Source organism: Streptomyces sp. Y7 (genome assembly GCF_043195415.1).
Classification (GTDB): Bacteria; Actinomycetota; Actinomycetes; order Streptomycetales; family Streptomycetaceae; genus Streptomyces.
Genome location: NZ_JBIDDQ010000001.1, coordinates 1,023,798 through 1,042,130, shown reverse-complemented (window position 1 = coordinate 1,042,130; position 18,333 = coordinate 1,023,798). Strand labels below are relative to the sequence as shown.

Annotated in this window: 18 protein-coding genes and 4 pseudogenes; 4 read left to right on the top strand and 18 right to left on the bottom strand. The window is 68.6% G+C overall.

The genetic code is table 11. From position 1 onward, the window contains the following. Nucleotides 1–177: 177 nt before the first annotated feature. The 13 genes and pseudogenes from ACGFW6_RS04455 to ACGFW6_RS04395 all read right to left on the bottom strand — a co-directional run. Nucleotides 178–916, bottom strand: a pseudogene (locus ACGFW6_RS04455) (SDR family oxidoreductase); the annotation flags it as partial. Between the two features lie 29 nt (nucleotides 917–945). Continuing rightward, nucleotides 946–2,564 (bottom strand): annotated as a pseudogene (locus tag ACGFW6_RS04450) (phytoene desaturase family protein). Then, the gene (locus ACGFW6_RS04445; RefSeq protein ID WP_393504525.1) at nucleotides 2,557–3,042 is read right to left on the bottom strand and encodes an SRPBCC family protein; all 486 of its coding nucleotides are present in this window, start codon (nucleotides 3,040–3,042) and stop codon (nucleotides 2,557–2,559) included. Before ACGFW6_RS04445 ends, ACGFW6_RS04450 begins: the two are co-directional and overlap by 8 nt. A gap of 177 nt (nucleotides 3,043–3,219) precedes the next feature. After that, nucleotides 3,220–3,711 carry a hypothetical protein gene (locus ACGFW6_RS04440; RefSeq protein WP_393504523.1) on the bottom strand — a complete coding sequence of 164 codons (492 nt, stop codon included), beginning with the start codon at nucleotides 3,709–3,711 and terminating at the stop codon, nucleotides 3,220–3,222. After that, entirely contained in the window at nucleotides 3,708–6,167 is a 2,460-nt protein-coding gene (locus ACGFW6_RS04435) for a molybdopterin oxidoreductase family protein (RefSeq protein ID WP_393504521.1), read from the bottom strand. Before ACGFW6_RS04435 ends, ACGFW6_RS04440 begins: the two co-directional genes overlap by 4 nt. Before the next feature lie 11 nt (nucleotides 6,168–6,178). Further along, on the bottom strand, nucleotides 6,179–6,505 hold the full coding sequence (locus ACGFW6_RS04430; RefSeq protein WP_393504519.1) for a plasmid stabilization protein: 327 nt from the start codon (nucleotides 6,503–6,505) through the stop codon (nucleotides 6,179–6,181). Between the two features lie 271 nt (nucleotides 6,506–6,776). Then, nucleotides 6,777–7,382, bottom strand: coding sequence for a flavodoxin family protein (locus ACGFW6_RS04425; protein WP_393504517.1), 606 nt, complete (start codon nucleotides 7,380–7,382; stop codon nucleotides 6,777–6,779). 641 nt (nucleotides 7,383–8,023) lie between these two features. Then, nucleotides 8,024–8,182: pseudogene (locus ACGFW6_RS04420) on the bottom strand (DUF5133 domain-containing protein); the annotation flags it as partial. Nucleotides 8,183–8,304: 122 nt separating this feature from the next. Then, a complete protein-coding gene (locus ACGFW6_RS04415; RefSeq protein WP_126897560.1) occupies nucleotides 8,305–8,571 on the bottom strand; it encodes a DUF4235 domain-containing protein in 267 nt (88 codons plus the stop codon). Between the two features lie 5 nt (nucleotides 8,572–8,576). After that, nucleotides 8,577–9,023 (bottom strand): DUF3618 domain-containing protein, encoded by a 447-nt coding sequence (locus ACGFW6_RS04410; RefSeq protein WP_393504515.1) that lies wholly within the window; start codon nucleotides 9,021–9,023, stop codon nucleotides 8,577–8,579. After that, on the bottom strand, nucleotides 9,020–9,391 hold the full coding sequence (locus tag ACGFW6_RS04405; RefSeq protein ID WP_393504513.1) for a phage holin family protein: 372 nt from the start codon (nucleotides 9,389–9,391) through the stop codon (nucleotides 9,020–9,022). Before ACGFW6_RS04405 ends, ACGFW6_RS04410 begins: the two co-directional genes overlap by 4 nt. Before the next feature lie 248 nt (nucleotides 9,392–9,639). After that, the gene (locus ACGFW6_RS04400) at nucleotides 9,640–10,188 is read right to left on the bottom strand and encodes a phosphatase PAP2 family protein (protein WP_393504511.1); all 549 of its coding nucleotides are present in this window, start codon (nucleotides 10,186–10,188) and stop codon (nucleotides 9,640–9,642) included. Nucleotides 10,189–10,259: 71 nt separating this feature from the next. Continuing rightward, nucleotides 10,260–11,324, bottom strand: a complete 1,065-nt coding sequence (locus ACGFW6_RS04395; RefSeq protein ID WP_393505091.1) for a YihY/virulence factor BrkB family protein — start codon at nucleotides 11,322–11,324, stop codon at nucleotides 10,260–10,262. A 403-nt stretch (nucleotides 11,325–11,727) separates the two neighbouring features. Between ACGFW6_RS04395 and gvpJ the strand changes: the two genes are divergently transcribed. Further along, entirely contained in the window at nucleotides 11,728–12,144 is a 417-nt protein-coding gene (gene gvpJ, locus ACGFW6_RS04390; RefSeq protein WP_393504509.1) for a gas vesicle protein GvpJ, read from the top strand. Beyond that, entirely contained in the window at nucleotides 12,141–12,890 is a 750-nt protein-coding gene (locus ACGFW6_RS04385; protein ID WP_393504507.1) for a GvpL/GvpF family gas vesicle protein, read from the top strand. The genes gvpJ and ACGFW6_RS04385 overlap by 4 nt, the downstream gene beginning before the upstream one ends. On the opposite strand, the gene ACGFW6_RS04380 is transcribed toward ACGFW6_RS04385, so the two are convergent. Further along, a complete protein-coding gene (locus ACGFW6_RS04380; RefSeq protein WP_393505089.1) occupies nucleotides 12,883–12,960 on the bottom strand; it encodes a hypothetical protein in 78 nt (25 codons plus the stop codon). The two genes, ACGFW6_RS04385 and ACGFW6_RS04380, sit on opposite strands and share 8 nt — an antisense overlap. 65 nt (nucleotides 12,961–13,025) lie before the next feature. On the opposite strand from ACGFW6_RS04380, the gene ACGFW6_RS04375 reads away from it, so the two are divergent. After that, entirely contained in the window at nucleotides 13,026–13,352 is a 327-nt protein-coding gene (locus ACGFW6_RS04375; RefSeq protein ID WP_393505087.1) for a Scr1 family TA system antitoxin-like transcriptional regulator, read from the top strand. Between the two features lie 353 nt (nucleotides 13,353–13,705). Here ACGFW6_RS04375 and ACGFW6_RS04370 read toward each other — a convergent pair whose 3' ends face one another. Continuing rightward, nucleotides 13,706–14,299, bottom strand: coding sequence for a dihydrofolate reductase family protein (locus tag ACGFW6_RS04370; protein WP_393504505.1), 594 nt, complete (start codon nucleotides 14,297–14,299; stop codon nucleotides 13,706–13,708). 69 nt (nucleotides 14,300–14,368) lie between these two features. Between ACGFW6_RS04370 and ACGFW6_RS04365 the strand changes: the two genes are divergently transcribed. Continuing rightward, complete coding sequence (locus ACGFW6_RS04365) at nucleotides 14,369–14,947, top strand: TetR/AcrR family transcriptional regulator (RefSeq protein WP_393505085.1); 579 nt, start codon at nucleotides 14,369–14,371, stop codon at nucleotides 14,945–14,947. A gap of 489 nt (nucleotides 14,948–15,436) precedes the next feature. On the opposite strand, the pseudogene ACGFW6_RS04360 reads toward ACGFW6_RS04365, so the two are convergent. The 3 genes and pseudogenes from ACGFW6_RS04360 to ACGFW6_RS04350 all read right to left on the bottom strand — a co-directional run. Then, a pseudogene (locus ACGFW6_RS04360) lies at nucleotides 15,437–15,589 on the bottom strand (antitermination regulator); the annotation flags it as partial. Between the two features lie 353 nt (nucleotides 15,590–15,942). Continuing rightward, entirely contained in the window at nucleotides 15,943–16,290 is a 348-nt protein-coding gene (locus ACGFW6_RS04355) for an STAS domain-containing protein (protein WP_393504503.1), read from the bottom strand. A 367-nt stretch (nucleotides 16,291–16,657) separates the two neighbouring features. Further along, a complete protein-coding gene (locus tag ACGFW6_RS04350) occupies nucleotides 16,658–17,680 on the bottom strand; it encodes a magnesium and cobalt transport protein CorA (RefSeq protein ID WP_393504501.1) in 1,023 nt (340 codons plus the stop codon). Between the last annotated feature and the right edge of the window lie 653 nt (nucleotides 17,681–18,333).

The window sequence follows — 18,333 nt, the reverse complement described above, 5'->3', positions numbered from 1 at the left end:
GAGGTTGCGGCCGATGCGCTGCAGGGATGGCACGGACCGGATGCCTGGTCCGCAGGAATCGAGCCGGTGCTGGTACGTCCGAGAAGGGTCTGCGTGCGGTCGCCCGCTCACTTCTTGCGCAGCACGGAAGGGTTGTGGAGGCTTCACTGCCTGCGCGTGGACGCCGCGTGGTCAGCCAGGCAGGGTGAGACGTAGCCACGCCGGCGCGTACACGGCCGTACGGCGGTGTTCCAGTCCGCGCACGAGGCGGGTGGCGACCGTTTCCACCTGGGACACGCGGCGGGCGGGTCCGGGCATGTGAGCCCGCAGCTCCCGCAGGACGGCGAACCGGTCGGCGTCGCGGATCATGTCGGTGTCCGTCCAGTTGAGATAGGCGATTCCTACAGCGACCCCCCGGTGCGCCACTTCCGCCCGAAGGGCGTGCGCAAAGGCCTCGGCACCCGCCTTGGAGGCGCAGTAGGAACTCATCAGAGGTGCGGCGCCGATCGACGCCGACGACGCGATCTGGAGGAAGTACCCCGCCGTGTCGAAGAGGTCCGGCAGGAAAGCACGGGCCGTGTGGGCAGAGCCGGTGAGATTGACGTCGATGACGCGGCGCCAGGCCGCCGGGTCCGTGGCCAGAACGGGTCGCCCTCTGCGATGCCGGCGTTCGCTACCACGGCCGAGGGACGCCCGAGGCCGGCCCGTACTGCGCGTGCCGCGGCGTCCAGGGCGCCGGGGCGGTGACGTCGACCTCGATGGCCAGAGCCGGAGTTGGCAAGGACTCCGCCACTGCCTCCAGCGCGGCCTTCTCGAGGCCGACGAGCGCCACCCGTGCGCCGCGTCGCGCGGTTTCGTGCGCCAGCGCCGCGCCGACGCCACGTGCGGCGCCGGTAACGACGACCGTACGGTCGGCGAGCGGAGTGCTGCTGCGCATGATCGGCTCCTGCCTTGCCTACGACCCGGTCAGCGCCGGGTTCCGGTGCGGTCGCGGTGCGTCAGGAGCCGTTGGGCGCGGGCGAGGCCGGGGGGCCGGCGGCGGTGCAGCGCGGCACGAGCGGCGTTCGCTCCCGGGGCGCCGTGCACGCCGCCACCCGGATGGGCACCGGCGGAGGCCAGGAAGAGACCTGGTATCGGGGTCTCGGGGCGCCCGGTGCCGGGCACGGGGCGGAAGACGAGCTGTTGGTGGATCGCGGTCGTGCCCCCGTTGATGGCGCCGCCGCACAGATTGGCGTCGAGTGCCTCCAAGGTGGGGGGCGCCAGGATGCGGCGGGCACGGATCAGGGCGCGGAAGCCGGGTGCGAAGCGTTCCACCTGGCGTTCCACACGGTCCGCCATGAGTTCCTGGTCCTGAGTGTCCCACCGGCCGCTGATGCCCTCGTCGGCGGCGTCGCCGGTGATATCGCGGGAGACGTGGGTGTACGCCCAGGCGGACTCCGTGCCCAGCGGCGAGCGGGTGGCGTCGGAGGTGGTCATCTGGCCGAACAGCAGGAAGGGGCGGTCCGGGACCTGGCGCATGGCGATCTGCGCGGTGAATCGGGTGAGCTCGTCCAAGCCGTCGGCGAGATGGACGGTGCCCGCCCGGGAAGCCTGCTCCGCCTGCCAGGGCACCGGGCCGTCGAGTGCCCAGTCCACCTTGAAGGTGGCGAAATCCCACTGGAAGCGTCGCAGGTCGGCCAAGAGCTGCGCGGGCACGTGCTCGGGGTCGAGAAGTTCGTCGTAGAGGGCGGGCACCGACACGTCGGCCAGCACTGCGCGGCGGGCCGGGACGGTGTCGCCGGCCGCTGTACGTACCCCCACGGCCCGCCCGCCGCGGACCACGATCCGCTCGACGCGCTGTTCGCAGCGCACGCGCCCGCCCTGTGCCCGAAGGCGCTGGATCAGGGCCTGGGTCAGCGCGCCCGACCCGCCCGTGGGCAGGGGGAATCCGTACGTCTGCCCCAGCATGGCCATCAGCCGGCCGAAGCCGCCGCTGCCCGCCGACTCCGGGGCGAGGCCGGCGTGCAGGGCGTTGCCCGCCAGCAGCAGCCGCCCGCCGTCGCCCTGGAACTCCTCCTCGCCCAGGCGGCGCACCGGCAGGACGAGGGAGCGTGCGATGCGTAGTCCGCCCGCGGCCCGTAGCCGCAGCGCCAGCCGCGCTGTCGAGCGGATGGGCGGGAACGGGGTGAACAGTGAGTTCAGCAGGTCGGGGTGCAGGCGCTGCCACACGTTGTGCAGTCGCCTCCAGGCGTCTCCTCGCCCGGCGCGAAGGCTTCGAGAGACGCGGCTGTGGTGTCGAGGTCCCGGTTCAGTACGGCGCAGCTGCCGTCGGTGAGGGGATGCGCCAGCACACTGGGCGCGTGACTCCACCGCAGGCCGTGGTCCTGCAGACGCAGCGCGGCCAGGACGGGCGAGGCGGCAGCGAGCGGGTAGAAGGAGCTGAAGAGGTCGTTGACGAAGGCGGGGTCGACGCCGCGGTCGTGGCGCACTGCTCCTCCCGGCTCCGGCTGCTCCTCCAGCACCTCTACGCTCCACCCCGAGTCCGCCAGCAGGTTGGCGGCCACCAGGCCGTTGGGGCCGGCACCGATCACGACGTCGTCAGGCATGACCGGCTCCGTCCGCACCCGGCATCGCCGCCACGACCGGGGGCTTCTCCTCGTGCGCCTCGCTCTCGCACAGCCGGGCGAGCATGGCTCGATGACGCAGTTGGATGAGCGCCTCGAAGCCGACGTTGTGCAGTCGGCCGCCCGCTCCCTGGAGGGGGTGCTCGTCGACGATCACCAAGCACAGCTCGCCCCACGGCCGCAGCTCGATGGCGATCCGTGCCGTGCCCAGAACGCCGGCATGAGCCTCCAGCTCCAGACGGACGCCCTCCTCGCAGTGGCGGACAACCGTCTCGTTGACCAGCTGGATCGGGCCGAGACGGACTTCGTGGCGGATCGCCGCATCCAGGTGTGGCCACTGCCCGCGAACCGGGCGGGACCGAGAGGTTCCCACCACCCGGTCCGCATACCGGCTGCCGTCGGCGAGCACGGCCCACACGGCATTCGGACTCGTGTGGACAGGACGGTGGCGAACGGCCACGGAGACCTCCAGGGGATGTCTGAGACCGGGTCGACCATCGGCCTTGGCCCGAGTGCCCGTGCATCCGGCCTTGGCCCGAGTGCCCGTGCATCACTGGCCCAACCAGTGCCACCGGCTTTCAAATGCAGATAGGCGGATCAGGTCGCTCGGATTCCAGCAGTGACTTGCCCCTCGCGATCACAGGCTGGTGAGCAGCTGGGGCGACAGGGTTTTGATCATGGTGTTGGTCCAGCGGAGCTGGCGCAGGGTCTGGGGATGGCAGTCGGCAGCAAGGTCGAGAAGGCGGGTGTCCTTGGCGGCCTGTGCGACCTGGGCGAGCATCTCCCAGCTCAGGGAGTTCTCGGTGGCCGTGAGGTGAAGGTCGCGCAGATCGCGCAGCAGGAGGAGACCGGGAGCGGGCTGCCGGCCGACGGACCGGCCCAGGGCCTCGCGCACGGTCGGCAGCCGGCCGGGCTCCGGATGGTTCATGGAGCTGGGCAGACGCAGGTCGTGCGATGCGGCGGCGCGGGTGATGCGTTCGGCGTGCTCGTGGGACCAGCGGGCGACGTCCTTGGCGACATGGCGAAACTCGGGCTCGGCGCGATGACGGTCGGCTGCGGCGAGGAGCTGCCGCTCCAGCTCGCGTTCGCCGTCGTGCAGGGCACGCAGGACGATCGGGATGCCGTTCACTGCGGGTCTCCGCTCTGGCCGGCCGTGGCTGCCGGCCCGCCCGCTGTGGGTGAGGCGTGCCGTGGGTCCACCGGGGCCGACGCGGTCGTGGTCGGGGCTGTGCAGTCGGTGCCGTCGCCGCGCTCGACCAGGGTCAGGCGGGCCACGGCGGTCTTGAACAACGGTTGCTTGGAGACGGGGTCCCAGTCGGTGATCGTCGTCTCGTTCGCGGCGCGGCCGCCGTGTGCGCCGGGGCGGTGGCCTGCGGGAGTGTCCCAGTAGCCGTAGTGGAACGGCAGGAACACCAGTCCGTCACGGATGCCGGTGATCCGCAGCCGCCCGCGCACCGAGCCACGAGAGCTCGTGACATCGACCAGATCACCCTCTGCCACACCGTGCCGCAGCGCCTCCGCGGCGGACAGCTCCACCCAGACCTCGGGGGCCGCGCGGTTCAGCTGTGGGGTGCGGCCCGTCTTGGTGCGGGTGTGGAAGTGGTACAGGGTCCGACCCGTGGTCAGTTGGAGGGGGTAGTTCTCGTCGGTCGTCTCAGAGGGAGGCACGTACTCGGCGGCCTTCAGTACGGCCTTGCCGCCGGAGTTGAGCGCGCGGTACTCGGTCTCGGAGACGGACGCGCCGGTCACCAGGTCACGGCCGTACGTCTCGCAGTCGTCGGGAGCGGCCCACCGGATGCCGTCGGCGTACAGCCGCTCGGTGCCGTCCGGCGACTGCCCGGTGCAGGGCCACTGGATACCGCCGGCGCTGCGCAGCCGCTCGTAGGTGAGCCCGGTGTAGTCGCACGGCCGGCCGCGGCTGCACTCCTTCCACGCCTCGAAGGCGGACTCGGCGTCGTGCCAGGCCACGAGCGGACGGCCGTCCCTGTCACGGAAATCCATCCGGCGGGCGAAGTCCAGCAGGATGTCCAGGTCCGGCCGGGCCTCGCCCGGTGGATCGACGGCCTTCTCGGACAGATGGACCGTCCGGTCGGCGTTGGTGAAGGTGCCGGTCTTCTCCGCCCAGGTCGCCGCCGGCAGGACGACATCGGCCAGCTGGGCGGTCTCAGTCACGTACAGATCCTGTACGACGGTGAAGAGCTGCTCCTGGCCGAGGATCTCCCGGATCCGATGGAGGTCGGGGAGAGAGACCAGTGGGTTGGTGCCGGAGATCCACAGCATCCGGACCGAGCCCTGCTCGGCGTAGCGGAAGATCTGCATGGCCGGGGTGGGAGGAGCGTAGTGCGGGATGCGGGAAGGATCGACGTTCCAGATCCTCGCCAGTTCCTTGACGTGGGCGTCGTTCTCCCAATTGCGGAAGCCCGGCAGATCGCCGTCGGCGCCGCACTCCCGGGTGTTCTCGGCTGTGGGCTGGCCGTTCATCTGCAGGACGCCGCAGCCCGGCCGGCCGAGCATGCCGCGGATCAGCTGCAGGTTGTTGACCTGACAGGCCGCTGCTGTGGCCTGGTGGGACTGGTAGACGCCCTGGAGGACGGTGGACAGCAGCCGCTCGGCATCGCCCAGGATCTCCGCGGCCCCGGTGATCTTCCCGGCAGGTACGTCGCAGATGCCGGCGGCCCAGGCAGGCGTGCAGTCGGAGACCTGCTCGGCGAGTTCATCGAAACCCACCGTGTGCGCCTCGATGAAGGTGCGGTCGATCCGATCGGTGCGGATGATCTCGTGCAGCAGTGCGTTCAGCAGGGCGACATTGGTGCCCGCGCGAGGGGCGAGGTGGACGGTCGCACGGCGGGCTACCGGGGTGGGGCGCGGATCGACGCACACCAGGCGCGGCGGATCGGGACCTTCCAGCCGGTCCAGGACACGCATCCACAGCACCGGCTGGGTCTCGGCCATGTTGTGCCCGAACAGGGAGATGACGTCGGCGTGGTCGACGTCCGTGAAGGAGGCGGGCTGGCCGTCGCAGCCAAAGGTCTCCTTCAGGGACTCGGCGGCGGTGGCGGTGCACAGCCGCGTGTTGCCGTCGAGGTGGTTGGTGCCGATGCCGGCGCGGGCGATCACCGACAGGGTGTAGTAGTCCTCCAGGAAGAGCTGGCCGCTGGTGTAGAAGCCGATGGATCCGGGGCCGCTGTCGTCCATCAGCTCCCGGGTCCGGTCGGCGATCCGGTCCATGGCGGTGTCCCAGCCGCACGGGACCAGATGCCCGTCCTTCCGGACCAGGGGAGTGGTCAGCCGGTCGGTGGCGTGGTTGGCCTGCCATCCGAACAGATCCTTCGGACCCAGTCGGCCGTGGTTCACCCGGTCATCGGGCCGCCCGCGGACCCCGACGATGCGCCCGCCGGCGACCGCGACGTCCATCGCGTCCCCGTTGGAGTGCAGCAGCGACGCCGTCGGGACCCATCGCTCGACCATGTCGGCCGTGACGCCGGGTTCGAGGTACGAGTCGACCCGCACCGGCCATACCGCACCGCGGCCGTACGGCGTGCGATCACCCCAGGGCGCCGCGATCCTGTCCACCTCGGGCCGCATCGGCATCAGCCTCAACGGCCGAGGGCGTTCTGCAGTTGCTTCTTCGTCATCGAGGAGCGGCCCTCGATGTTGCGCTTCTTCGCCTCCGCGTACAGCTGATCTTTCGTCGGCCCCTGCGCGCCGCTGTGCGACCGCTGCCCGCCGCGCTGGGACGCCGATTTCGGATCACGCGTCGAGGTCTTGCTGCTCGTATTCGACTCACCCGACCTCGCCCGCTCCTTGTTGACCGTCCGCGCGGCGATCTCCTTGGCCCGCTTCGGCGACTCACCACGGTCCCGGGCACTGCTCTTCACGTGTTCGTACTGACGTTCCCGCTTGGAACTCGATCCGGCAGGCATGCTGCCCTCCTCACATTGGCCTGGGCCGCAGGACTTTGCATGCCCTCAGTGGCTTGACTGATCGGACCGCTGGTCCGCAGGCACGGGCCCCGAGTTCCCCGAAAATGTCGTCCGACCCGTCGGTCCTGCCGCTGCACGTCAGCCGGTGAACGGCCCGTCCTGGACCGCTCTCAGCCGCAGTTCCTCCAGCGTGTTCACTAGCGCTCGGCCCGTCGGGTTCCGGCTCATCGAGGCGGCTGCCCGCCTCGGTCAAGTGCGCACTGTCGAGGGTTCAGGAGGGCGGTGCGGGCAGTGGACTGGTGGTGAGGGCCTGGGCGGTGTGGACGAGGTTGGAGGCCATCGCGCGGCCGGTGGAGAGGGACCAGTCGTGGCCGCGGTCGTCGTCGAGGTAGTCCGGGCCGGGCCCTGGACCGAGATGCCAGTAAGTCCACGCCTGGCCGGGGATCGTGTAGCCGATGTCGCCGAGCGCTCCGCTGATCTCGCTGATGACGTGATGGGCACCGTCCTCGTTGCCGGTGACCAGGACGCCTGCCACGCGGTTGTAGGCGACGGGGCGGTTGTCGTCGTCGGTCTCGCTCAGCATGGCGTCCATGCGCTCCAGGACACGCTGGGCGACCGAGGAAGGCCGGCCGAGCCAGGTGGGTGAAGCGATGACCAGGATCTGCGAAGCCAGCAGCTTGTCGTGTACGGCGGGCCAGTCGTCGCCCTCACCCATGTCGGTCTCCACGCCGGGTTTGAGGTTCAGGTCGACGGCCCGCACGATGTCGACCTCCACGCCGTAGCCCTGCAACGCCGTGATGACAGCGCCGGCAAGGGCCTCGGTATTGGATGTCTGCGGTGAGGGCTTGAGAGTGCAGTTGATCACCAGAGCATGCATGGCTCCCACAGTTCCCTCAACGGGAGGCACTAACCTGAGGGGCCGCGCCGGGGTTCACCCGACCGCACCGGACGATCGGGCTACTCGTCGATGCCCCGGGGGTGGAGCGAGGGTCTTCAGCCCGGCATCGAAGCCCGCACGACGACCAGCTCTTCCCTCTGGTCCACGGCGGAAAGCAAGCCGCACTCCCGAAACCAGACCTCCCGGGATCCCAGCACGGGCCGCAGAAATCTCCTGAAGGCGGGCCACTGACGCCGTCAAGCCCGCCCTCGTTCAGGTCCTCCAGCGTCCGGTCGGGGCGGCTGCGAGTGCAAGACCAGGAGGAGCCCCGCAGGGCGCAGGAGGGCGGCAGCCCCTAGAAGACATTCGCGCCTCGTGGCAGTGACTCGTACCGCAGGGCATCGATGACCAGATCGGTGTCTTCTCGAGAGGGAGTAGACACACTGCCCCCTTCAGCCAGCCGAGCGGCTCGGGTGCTTCACTCGGCCTGATGCCAGGCCCCCACAGTCGCCGCATGTGGAGGCTGAGTGACTTTCCTGTGACACGAAACGGTGCCGGGAACGACAGAAGCCCGCACGGTGGCAGGCCGTCGTAACGTCTGGGTTCGGGCCCTCCTACGAAGCCTGCGGGCATGAGTTGGCCTACGCGACCAGTGTCTCTTGCTCGTGCGTGGCGCTCTGCCCATTCGCGCGATACCGCTGCAGCAGTGCATCCGCCGCGAGCAGAGCCTGGTCGGCGGCACGAACTCCAGTCATCACGCAGAGCGTGTATGTCATGTCTTCGAGAGCGCGGATGGTGCGAGGGCTCCGGCTGGAGGGTGGTGATTCGGCCTCGAGACCGCTTGGCCAACCTCTACGAGGTGGCGTGGGTCTGAACGACCGTTCTCAGGGGCCGGGTCCTGTCGACGCACCACAGGTGCAGGTCAGCCTGGCCAAGTGCCGGTCAGACGGCGGGTTGCGGTGGCTCCGCTCCGATCGACTGCTGCCTTGACCGCGGCGAAGATCGCGCCCTGCAAGGTCGCGGCAAGCACCACTTCGGGCCAGGTGCGCTCCTCATCGGTGGCGTCAGGCGCGTCCTCGTCGTGGCCGAGCATCTTCCACGCCTGCTTGAACATGGCGCCGGCGATCACGCCGCTGACGGCGCCGAGGGCTAGGCCGAGCGGCTTGTAGGCGATCTTGGATGCTTTCATTCCTTTCACCCCTTCCGGCGGCGGCAGGCAAGCCACATCAGTGTGGCCGCGCCTGTGGTCGCCAGCAGCAGTGTGCGGTTCTCGCGTGCCGTCCGGGCGCCCTGGGCGGTTTTCTGACGTACCGGTTCGGGGGCCTTGTCCTGCCACAGCTGGCCGGCCTGCGCTGTCTTCAGGCCTGCCTGTTCGGCGGCCTGGTTGGCCTTGTCCTTGACCGGGGCGGGCATTTTGTCGCGGGCTTGATGTGTCAGATCGGCGGCCTCGGCCTTCAGTTCGCCGGCCTTGACCGTGGCTTGTTCCCTGGCCGCGGTGGCCTTTTCCTGGGCCCGGCTTTTGAGGTCGGTCTTGGCGGTGAGCGCCTGGACGGTTTCGCCGCGTTCGGCGCGGGTCTGCTCGACCTGCTCGCGCAGTTCCTCGGGGCTGGCCGTGGTGGGGTCGGGTTCGGGCTGGGTCATCGGCGTGCGCTCTCCTTGATCTCGGCCACGTCGGCCTTGACGTTCTGGACGGTCTGCTCGGGTGCTGGCGGAGCTGCCTGGCTGACCTGCTTCTTTCCACTCAGGGCCATCACCGCGGCGATTACACCCAGCGCGGCGGTCACGATCAGCGCCGCAGCCCAGACAGGCAGCGGTACGGCCAGCGCCGCGATGACGGTTGCCACCATTGCCTGCAGCATCAGGAAGCCGACCACACCTGCGCCGCCGAACAGCCCTCCACCCTTGCCGTAGCGCTTGCCCTTGTCCTTCATCTCCGCCTGCGCCAGGCGCAGTTCACCGCGCACCAGCTCGGCCAGCTGCTGCGAGGCCTGCTGTACCAGCTCACTCACCGGCTCCTGGCCGGAGTGACGCGGATTGTGATCAGGCCCGGACGCATACGGCTGTGTGCCCGTCACGGCGCTCACCTCCCGTCCCATTCATTTCTTGGCCGGCCGGTCCGGCCTACCGCGCGCGAGTACCCGACCCGCTTCAGGAGACATGGGGCCAGATTTCGTAAATCACTCCTTATGGCGTTCGAGCGGTACGGTCCCTGACCGGCCGCGCCAGTCCCGCATAGCGACAGCAGGCACGCTTCGGGCTACGGCCATCGGCGCAAAAGCAGGCCCGGGACATGTCGGGTGAGCCAGGCGCTGGCCAACCCGATCACGACGCCGGCGGCGACGTCGCTGGGGTAGTGGGCTCCCGACTGCACCCTCTCGACGGCCACCACGGCGGTCGGTATTGCGCACAGGGCGCCTACGGCCGGCCATGCGGTCGTGACAGCGGCGGTGAAGGCGACCGCGGCCGTGGTGTGTCCGGAGGGGAATGACGAAGAGTCGGGGCGGTCGGCGGTCTCGTCGTGCGGGATCCACTCCTCGGGCGGTCTGGGGCGGTCGGTGAGCTGCTTGGCCAGGCCGTTCGACGCCAGCTGCGCCATCACCAGTGCACCCAGGCCTGCGGCCGCCGCCTTACGGCCGCGCCACCCGCCCAGCCAGGCCATTGCGGCGCCAGCACCGCACCACAGCTTGGTGCTCTCCGCCGCTTCCTCCACCATCGACAGCGCCTTGCCCAGGCCCGTCGGTATGCGGGACGCTGCACCCTTGGTCAGCGCCCGGTCGGCATCCTGCAATCCCGTCAGTAGCCTCATGAACTGCGGTTCTCCTCAAAGCGCTCCGCGATGAGCCAGTTGCGATCAGGACCAGATCGCCTGGCCGACGGTCAGGTTTCGTCCAGGCGGCGCAGGTCCTCCTCGTCCCACTTCCGGGTGTCGCGCGGCTGCGTGTAGGGCTCTTTCTCGGGCGGCAGGCCGCCGGCGATCGCCCGTTGCCGGACGGTCTCCGCGTCGAATTCCAGGCCCAAGAGGATCGCGAGATTGCTGATCCACAGCCAAAGCAGGAAGACGATGACACCGGCCATGGTGCCGTAGGTCTTGTTGTAGGAGGCGAAGTTCGCCACGTAGACGGCGAACCCGGCGGAGGCGACCATCCAGATCAGCAAGGCGAGGAAGCTGCCCGGCGTGATCCACCGGAACCCCTTCACCCTGGCGTTCGGGGTGGCCCAGTACAGGATCGCGATCATGATCGTGACCAGTGCCACCAGCACGGGCCACTTGGCGATGGACCACACCGTCAGGGCGGTGTCCCCGATGCCGAGCGTCTTGCCCGCCTGCCGGGCAAGGGCGCCGGTGAAAACCACGATCAGGGCGCTGGCCACGGCCATCACCATGAGCACGACCGTCACTCCGACGCGCACCGGCAGGATCTTCCACACCGGGCGGCCCTCTGGAATGTCATAGACCCGGTTGGCCGCGCGGATGAAGGCGGCCACGTACCCGGATGCCGACCACACTGCCAGGAGCACGCCGACGATCGCCATGATTGAGCCGACGCCGGCGTTGTTCTGCAGCTGTTGCACGGCTCCCGTGATGATGTCGCGGGCGGCGCCGGGAGTGAACTGCTGGAGATTGTTGAGCACCGTGTCCGTGGCGGACTTGCCGGTCAGGCCGAGTATCGACACCAGGACCAGCAAGGCCGGGAAGAGCGACAAGATGCCGTAGTAGGTCAGCGCGGCGGCCCGGTCGGTCAACTCATCGTCTTTGAACTCTCGCAGACTTCCTTTCAGTACCGCCTTCCAAGCCGTCTTCGGGAGCTTCGTCGGGGCGTCCGGTGCCTGGCGCTCCACCGCGGGTCCGGGTCCCACCTCCTCGGGCGACGGGACCTCACGCTGCGGGGCCTCGTCGGTGCTGTCGTGCTCTTTCCGTCCGGGCATATGCAGCAGCTTCATGCGCCGCCGTGTACCCCCGGTGGCCGCGTTCACAAATCCCTCACCACATTGTTTCGCCCAGCTCGGGACGATCCGTCCGTCGGCGCTACGAAGCGAACGAGCCGACGCTGGGCAATCTCATCCCGTGCAGCGGCGCTGTACCGGCCAAAACTCATCACGGGCCAGCGGGTCTAAGCCTGCGGCGGTGGTCACCTGGCGCGAGAGGCTCGTAGCCGAGCGACAGCACCGGCCGGGCGGTGGGGGCGGCCCCGCTCACAAACCTCCGGCATCGACATGTACGTCGTTTGGCTCAGCAGGGCGCGGTTACTCGTGCGTGTTCGGCGTACTGCGGTGGGAGCCGGTGCCGAGCTGGCTGCCGTACCGAAAACGCATGTCAGCCGCGGGACCCAAGGAGCTGGTCAATATGACTGTGACTACGCAAGGCGGTGGGGGCGGTGGCTCCAGCGGACTCTACGACGTGTTGGAGTTGGTGCTTGACCGGGGCTTGGTGATCGACGCGTTCATCCGGGTCTCCTTGGTCGGTATCGAGATCCTGAAGATCGATGTGCGGGTGGTGGTGGCGAGCGTGGACACCTACCTGCGCTTTGCCGAGGCGTGCAACCGCTTGGATCTGGAAGCCGGGTCGCGCAAGCCGGCCGGGCTCCCAGAGGTGGTCGGCGGCCAACTCGCGCAATCCGGCGGCGAAGCCAAGACAAAGGGTGCCCTGTCCGGAGCGGCCGAGACCATATCGGACGCCTCCCGGCAGGCCCGTGGCGAGGACCGGGACCGGGAACCCGAAGAGGCGGCACGGCCCCGCCGGCGCCGGAAGGATGAGCGATGAGTGTCTATGTCTACGGCATCGCCGAAGCCGCGAACCCTTCACTTCCGGAGCAGGCCGACGGCATCGGCGACCCGCCACACCCTGTGCGCGTCCTGCGGGAGGGCGACCTGGCTGCCGTCGTCAGCGACGCGCCCGAGGATCTGCGCCCCAAACGGCGTGACCTGCTGGCCCACCAGCACGTTCTCACCCAGGCCGGCATTAGCGGCCCCGTGCTGCCGATGCGTTTCGGCAGCCTTGCCCCGGACGACTCTGCGGTGACGGCTGCCCTGGCCGAGCGTGCCGCCCACTACGTGCAACGGCTGCGGGACCTTGCGGGCACGGTCGAGTACAACGTCAAGGCCAGCCACCACGAAGAGGCCGCCCTGCACCTGGTCCTGGCACAGAACGAAGCCATCCACGCTCTGGTCAAGGAGACCCGCCAAGCGGGAGGCGGCAGTCAGCAGGTGAAGCTGGAGCTCGGAGAAATGATCGCCACAGCCGTGCAGGCCCAGGAGAGGCGCGACGCGGCCCTGCTGCAGCAGGAACTGCAACCGGCCGCCGAGGCCGTCAGCGTCGGACAGCAGGGCACCGGCTGGTTGGCGAACCTGTCCTTCCTGGTGGACCGCGACCACATTGATCCGTTCCTGGCTGCGGTCGACCAGGTGCGGGGAGATCATCCGCACCTGAACATCGAGGTCAACGGCCCGTTGCCGCCCTACAGCTTCGTCGAACCGCCACCACGACCGCGGACATGGCCGGCTACTTGACCTCGTACCGGTCGTGCGGGATGGCCCGCTCCCAGACTCGCTCGAACGCCGCGGCATGCTGGCGGATCAAGTCGGGATCGTCGCAGAGTTCCTTACTGATCCACTCGCCGTCAAGGCGACCACCGATTCGCCACCCTGATCGATGTCCTCAACCAGCGAATCGGCGACCAGGACGTGATGGCCGGCCAACTCGGCAACCTCCTCGCTGCGATGACCTTGCCCTCTATGTCGATCGGCATCATTCCGACCGCAGCCGCACGTGAAGGAGTCATGTGGCCACTGGAACAGTTCACCGTGTTCGACGACTCCCGCATCCACGTGGAGCTGCTCGCCGCGAAGGTGACCGTCACCGCCCCGGGGGAGCTGGACATCTACCTCCGAGCATTCGCCCGGCTCACGGAACTCGCGGTGTACGGAGCCGAGGCCCGAGCCCCCATCCTGGAAGCCATCGAGGCACTCTGAGGATCTGGGCCCGGAGGCGCACTTCCGCGACAGGGCGCCGGTGATCCGCCAACCGACCCGCCTCACTTGCCCAGTTGGCGGGTGGGGCAACGGAAACCCTCGTGGGTGTTCCTGAGCGTCTTGGAGGGCCCTTTAAGTGGCCGCACCGGGCCTCCTTTCGTGACAACCCGACGCGTTGATCACGCAGACCCCATGAGTGGGACAGGCTGCCCCCGAGACGGGCCGAGCGGCTCTTGGCCACGGGGGTACCCGGACAATGTCGTCAGCAGGCGGAAGTGGCTCCGCCTGGTCGACCACGGGTGCCCGAGGACGGACGAGCTCCCGAACGCCCATGTGATCGCCCGGACAGGGCCCTAGCGGCGGGTGAGGCGGGTGAAGGTGGCCCCGTTGGGGAAGGCGGTGCGCTCGGCGACGTCGAAGACGGTGGGGTCGAAGACGCCGTCGACTACCGCGACTCCGGTGCCGGCAATGACCGGATACGTCTTGATCAGCAGCTCGTCAATCTCGGGCAGCAGGGTGCCCGCGAGCCGGCCGCCCCCGCAGAGCCAGATGTCCAGTTCGGTGCCCACCTCTCCCTTGAGCTCGCGGACGAGGGCAATCGGGTCGCTCGGCACGACGGTGACGGCTGGGTCGGTGTCCGGCTTGAGAGTGCTGGATACGACGTACTGGCGCAGGTGGACGTACGGGCTGGTGATTCCGTTGTCGAGGGCTGGGCGGTAAGTGCCGAGGCCCATGATGACAGTGTCGAAACGCCGGTTGGGCGCGTCGGCGACGCCGACGGCCGCGCGATAGGCGGTCGGGATGGTCTCCGGGTACAGCGCATTCATCCAAGTCGAATAGGCGGCGGCTTGCTGCTCGTCGCCCTGCGGAAAGAAGTCGAACTCGCCTCCGGGACCGGCGATGCGGCCGTCGAGCGTGACGCCGATGTAGTACACGAGTTTCCGCAAAGTGGTCCCCCACACGTAGTACTCTGGTTGAAGTGGTTTGAACGTAGTACTGCATCTGGAGTGGTGTCAATGGTGAGACGGAATGACCGGCGGCGCGCGGCCCTCGTCGACGCGGCGATCGAGGTGCTGGCCCGGGATGGCGCGCGTGGCCTGACTTTGCGGGCCGTGGATGCTGAGGCGGCCGTTCCCGCCGGTACGGCGTCCAACTACTTCTCCAGCCGCGACGACCTGTTCACTCAGGCAGGCGCCCGGGTCTACGAGCGACTCCAGCCTGACGAGGCCACGATTGCCCGCCAGCAGGCGGCCGGCCGCGACCGGGCCACCTACGTGGAGCTGATGCGTGAACTCGTGGGCCGCGTCGCCTCCTTCCGCACCGGTTACCTCGCGCTGCTGGAACTCCGCCTCGAAGCCACTCGCCGCCCCGAATTGCGCAAGGTCCTCACGGAGCGAGTCCGGGCCGACGTGGATGCCAATATCGCCTATCACGAGACTTCCGGCCTCCCCGGCGACACCACGGCGGTCAAGCTCCTCATGCTGACGCTGAACTGGCTGATCGTCGAACAGCTCACCCTGCCGGACGTCTTCACGGAGGCAGAGCGTGAACAACTGGTAACGGCCGCAGTGGAGCGCATCGTGGCGGCGGAGTAGCCACCGGCCCAGGGTCACTCCAGTCTGCAGCGGTGGCAGCGGGCTGGACCGGACCGGCCTCGGCAGTCACCTGCTCTTGGATTCGTCTGCTGATCCGAACGAAGCGGCCTAGCCCACGCCGGGCTTCGTCGATGGCCAGGGAACGATCTGCCGGCGCTGCACCACTTTTCTCGCGGGCCGAGACCGACCGCCCACCTTCCGGCCCGTACGCGGACGTTCGCGTGGCAGTTCTGGCGGCTCGCACGAACTGGCTGAACCACGGTGTATGTCCACGCCCTGGCCCCCAACACGCTTTCCCACTGTGGGGTGGGGCTGTGGGCTGAGTTCAGGGACGTGCACCTGCGTTCACGGGTGGCGCGGCCTATGGTCCCACCGGGACCGTGGTCTCCTCTGAATGGTCGTGAAGCCCGATGGACGAGACGGGAACTGAGATGGGACCACTGCGACTTCGCGAGTTGCGACAGTCGGAGGCGGCCGATAGGCGATCCGGGTAGGGGCGAGGGTCTGCACCTTGGTGTCGTGCAGCGCGAGGATACCGGCCGCGTCGCAGCCCTCGACCAACTCGGTGACCGATGCCGTGATCCGTTGCAGCATGGCCTCGACGGACTCCTGTGCGAGCAGGTCGCGTGCCATCAAGGCCATCTGCTGGGCGAACCGAGCCCAGTCCGCAACCGTCCTCCCCGTTCGGCCGGAAACTTCGGCAGGTTGGTCATCCTCCTGCCCCGACTTCCGGGGCAGCCACCTCGGGGATGACGCCACGCGCTGCACGGATCTTTGGCGACACGAACGGACCATCTTGGGAGCAGGCCAGCACGGGCGTTTACGCCTGGCGCCTTGATCTTCAAGGGGGTTGCGAGCGCACCTTTGAACTTCGGGCGTAGCCGTAGTGGGGTGCTTATCTTTCGGCGTAGATCTTGTACCGGGGGATGTCCCTCGCGGCGAGCGCGTCGCGGCCACCCGTCTGATTGCTCAGGGCCGGCAGCCCGCTGCCTGCGTCAGGCCGAGTGCTTGAGCAGCGACGGTCCTGTTTTCGTGAGCTGGAACAACCGGGCGACCACGGGCGCAACCGGACCGCGCACGCAAAAGTAGGACCCTGCCCGCAGTGCGCGAGCACGGGCATCCAGCAAGGCGGTTAAGCCGGAGCAGTCACAGAACTCAACCCGGCGGAAGTCGACCTCGATATATGGGGCCCCACTGGTCACGGCGGTGTCCAGCTCTGCCCTGAGCCGGGGCAGCGTTGCGAAGTCGACCTCGCCCACCACCGGCACTGTCACCCGGTCCTTTGCCCTCGCGCTGGACACACGCACTCGCAGATCAGCCTTCTGTCCGTGCTTGTGCCTCATACCCATGTCCCCAGCCTGCCCCAGCCGTCAGCAGGCACAAGTTAGGTCGGCGACATTGACACACAGTCTTCAGAAAACCGTCCTCACCAACGCTGCATGTCACTGTCCGAACTTCATCGGGCAGTCGACACAGAACCGGCGCTGTCCCGCCGGCCGAGGGCCGGTGCTCTTGGCGCGACGCATCCGGTCACTCAGGCGCTTCGGAGCAAAGGACGAGCCCCCCGAGCACGCCAAGGAAGTATTCCGCGACGTCTTGGACGTCGCGCCAGTGCCTCCCCCTCAACAACGCCACGTGGTCACCACCCGCGTGCCTTGAGTGATCACCTTCACCGCGCGGAGCGGGCAGTTGGCCCGGCCCGGTTTGCTCTCACAGCCAGCCGTTGCGCCGGAAAGCCCGATACAACAGCCCCGCGCCGAGGGCCATCGCGGCTAGTGCGCACGGGTAGCCGTAGCGCCAGTCGAGTTCGGGCATGTGGGCAAAGTTCATGCCGTAGATGCCGGCGACCATGGTGGGAATGGCGAGGATGGCTGCCCAGGCGCTGATGCGGCGCATGTCGTCGTTCTGCCAGGTGCCCACCTTCGCAAGGTGAGCGTCCAGGGCGGAGCCGAGGAGGTCGTCCAAGGCTCGGACTTCGGCGTCGGTGCGGGTGAGGTGGTCGGCGACGTCGCGGAAGTACGGCACGATCTGCCGCGGCCAGTCCTGCCGGACCGTGGTGAAGGGCTGCAGGACCGGGACCAGGGGCTGGATGGCGTCACGGAACTCCACCACCTCGCGTTTGAGCGAGTAGATCCGCTCGGTCAGGTCTTCGCGGGCGGGTGAGAACACCTGCCGCTCCAGTTCCGTCAGGTCCGTCCGCACCTGGGCGGCGGCCTGGCCGTATGCGTCGACGATCACGTCGGTCACCGCGTGCAGGACGGCGACCGGCCCGAGCTGTGCCATATCCGGCTGCTGCGCGAGCCGGCGCTCCGCCTCCACGGTGGGATCGGTGGCGCCGTGCCGTACGGTCAGCACGAACGACGGGCCCAGGAAGATCATCACTTCGCCGGTCTCCACATCGGCGGTCTGCTCGATGAACCACAGCGTCTTCAGCGCGACCGCGAGCACGTCGCCGTAGTGTTCCTGTTTTGGCCGTTGGTGAGCCTGGACGGCGTCCTCGATGGCCAGAGGGTGGAGATTCAGAGATTCGCCCATCCGCTGCAGCTCCTCCTGGCGCGGCCCATCCATGCGGATCCAGGCGAACTCGTCCGGCTTCAGGCCCGCCAGACTGTCGAGGGCGGCCTGAGACCCTCCCTCCGCCTGCCGGCAGTCGATCCGCTCGCCCGCACCCGTCTGTTCCCGGTAAATCACACACTCCATGCCTTCTCGGGTGCTTCCGCGGCCGCGTTCCATGCCTCAGGGAGCGCTAGACCCGCAGTGGTGAGCGGTTCGCGCCCGGCGCTCACCAGATGTGCTGCTCATGGTCGTCTTCTCAACCTTCAATTGCAGGCGGTGGGACGAAGGGCTCCCGCGAGGACGTGACTCGCGGGAGCCCTTCGGGTGTCTCCGGAAGCCCACCGACCAGGAGCGGCCGTCGAGTTGGATGCGGCTCCGCGTGGAGGCGCACCTCAGGTCCTCATTCGGTTGCCAACGGCCCGTTACGTGGAGAGCTCACCACGGCGGACCCAATTGCCCTGTAGGTTGCAGGAAAGCTCCTTCCCCCGAGTGGGTCCTACTCGGGGCCCCCGACGAGGGCATGGACGACGCAGGCACGCTCAAGCCGCCCGTCGCAGACTTCCTGGGGCCGTCTGGTTAGTAGCCGGGGGTCAGCAGTACGAGCAGATCGGCCGGCCTGAGCCCTGCCCGGCGGGTCGGCCGATCACCGTCCTGCCGACCGGGACGTCCGGACTTGCCGGGGTCTCGCCCTCCGTCCTGCGCCGAGATCTCCGAAAGCGCACGGTGACAGGAAACGGGACGCCGACACATGCACTGCGCGAACACTCTCGCCCCGCGGCGGGCGGCATGCTGGACCCAATACTGGGAGGCGGGTCGGAATGGCTGTCTAG